The sequence below is a fragment of the Streptosporangium vulgare genome (genome assembly GCF_042428775.1).
In the GTDB taxonomy this organism is placed as follows: domain Bacteria; phylum Actinomycetota; class Actinomycetes; order Streptosporangiales; family Streptosporangiaceae; genus Streptosporangium; species Streptosporangium vulgare.
Genome location: NZ_JBHMBS010000083.1, coordinates 1 through 2,449, shown reverse-complemented (window position 1 = coordinate 2,449; position 2,449 = coordinate 1). Strand labels below are relative to the sequence as shown.

General features: G+C 74.4%; 2 protein-coding genes. Both read right to left on the bottom strand.

What is annotated here, in order from left to right; all coding sequences use genetic code 11:
• Window positions 1-1,697: type I polyketide synthase (locus ACFFRH_RS44015; RefSeq protein WP_386164128.1), on the bottom strand; the 1,697-nt coding region annotated here is incomplete at its 3' end.
• A gap of 50 nt (window positions 1,698-1,747) precedes the next feature.
• Window positions 1,748-2,449 (bottom strand): phosphopantetheine-binding protein (locus ACFFRH_RS44010; RefSeq protein WP_386164126.1); only part of this gene is annotated, 702 nt, incomplete at its 5' end.

Genomic DNA, 2,449 nt, shown 5'->3' with positions numbered 1-2,449 from the left:
CGCACCACACCCACACCCGCGGCCCCGTCGGCCAGCGCCGACAACCCCCGCACCACACCCACACGATCCCCGCCCACCACCACCGCACGATGATCGAAGGCGGACCTGCCGGTGGCCAGCGAGTACGCGACGTCCAGCGTCCCGAGGTCCTCGCGCTCCTCCACGAACGCGGCCAGACGAGAGGCCTGCGCCCGCAACGCCTCCTCGCCGCGCGCCGACACCACGACCGGCAGCGGCACCTCCCCGGCGAGCTCCGCCGCCGGGGCGGGCAGGCCGGTGCCGGCCTCGACCGCGATGTCGGCGTCGGTGTCGGCGGGGGCCTGCTCGATGATCACGTGGGCGTTGGTGCCGCTGATGCCGAACCCGGAGACTCCCGCGCGGCGCGGGTGGCCGTTCTCGGGCCACTCGACCGGCTCGGTCAGCAGCGACACCGCGCCCGCCGACCAGTCGACGTGCGGGGTGGGCTCGTCGACGTGCAGGGTCCTGGGCAACAGGCCGCGCTGGAGGGCCATCACGACCTTGATGACGCTCGCGACCCCGGCGGCGGCCTGGGTGTGGCCGATGTTCGACTTCACCGAGCCCAGCCACAGGGGGCGGTCGGCCGGGCGGTCCTGGCCGTAGGTGGCGAGCAGGGCCTGGGCCTCGATCGGGTCGCCGAGCATGGTGCCGGTGCCGTGGGCCTCGACGGCGTCCACGTCGGCGGGCACCAGCTCGGAGTTGGCCAGCGCCTGGCGGATGACCCGCTGCTGGGAGGGACCGTTCGGAGCCGACAGGCCGTTGCTCGCGCCGTCCTGGTTGACCGCGCTGCCCCGCACCACCGCCAGCACCGGATGGCCGTTGCGGCGCGCGTCCGACAGCCGCTCCAGCAGCAGCAGGCCGATCCCCTCGGAGAAGGCGGTGCCGTCGGCGGCGGCGGCGAAGGCCTTGACCCGGCCGTCCTGGGCGAGGCCGCGCTGGCGGCTGAACTCCACGAAGATCTCGGGGGTGAAGATGATGGTGACGCCGCCGGTGATGGCCATGGAGCACTCGCCCCGCCGCAGGGACTCGCACGCCATGTGCAGGGTCACCAGCGAGGACGAGCAGGCGGTGTCGGTGGTCACCGCCGGTCCTTCGAGACCGAGGGTGTAGGAGATCCGGCCGGACATGACGGCGGTGGAGGTGCCCGTCAGCAGGTGGCCCTCGACGCCGGCCGGGAAGGCGCCCTGGCCGACGCCGTACCCGCTGGAGGCGGCGCCGACGAACACGCCCGTCCGGCTGCCCTTCACCGTGGCGGGGTCGATGCCGGCCCGCTCCAGCAGCTCCCACGAGGTCTCCAGCAGCAGCCGCTGCTGCGGGTCGGAGGCCAGCGCCTCGCGGGGGCTCATCCCGAAGAAGCCCGCGTCGAAACCGCCGGCGTCGGCGACGAACCCGCCCTCGCGGGCGTAGGTGGTGCCGGGGGTGTCCGGGTCGGGGTGGTAGAGCCGGTCCAGGTCCCAGCCCCGGTCGCCGGGGAAGCCGGACATGGCGTCCTCGCCGTCCGCGACCAGCCGCCAGAGCTCCTCGGGGCTGTTCACCCCGCCGGGGAGGCGGCAGCTCATCGCCACGACCGCGATCGGCTCGCGGTCCCTGGCCTCCGCCTCGCGCAGGCGGCGTCGGGCGTGCTGCAGGTCCGCGGTGGCACGCTTGAGGTAGTCACGCAGCTTGTCGTCATTCGCCATCGGACGTCAACCAACCTCGGGGCAGTAGGGATTCGTCATGGTGTGCGCCATCAGGAGGTGCCGAGTTCCTCGTCGAGGACCGCGAAGAGCTCGTCGTCGGTGACCGACTCGAAGTCCTGCTCGGGCGCGGAATCGGCCTCCGCCGGGCCGCCGTGCGTGTCGTCCCACTTGCGGAGCAGCGCCCGCAGCCGGGCTGTGATCTTGACGGGGTCCCCGCCGCCCGCCGCGTACAGGAGGGTCTCCAGCCGGTCGACCTCCGCCAGCACGGACGCGGAGGGGTCGGCGGCGGGCGGGGCGATCTCGTCCCTGATGTGCTCGGCGAGCACGCTCGGGGTGGGGTAGTCGAAGACGAGGGTGGTCGGCAGGCGCAGCCCGGTCGCGGCGCCGAGCCGGTTGCGCAGCTCGACGGCGGTGAGCGAGTCGAAGCCGAGCTCCTTGAACGCCCGCTCGGGTTCCACCGAGTCCACGCTCGCGTGCCCGAGCACCCCGGCGGCCTCGGCGCAGACGATCTTGACGAGCGCGGCCACCTGCTCCTCCCCGGACAGGCCCGCCAGGCGCTGTTCGAGCCCGGACGCGGTGGGGGCGGCGCCTCCGGTGGCCCTGACGACCCGGCGGGCGGGGGCGCGGACGAGGCCGCGCAGGAGCGCCGACCGCATGCCGTTCGCGCCGCGCAGCGCGGCGAGGTCGAGGTGGATCGGCACCAGCAGGGCCTCGTCGACGGCGGCGGCGGCGTCGAACAGCGCGAGCCCCTC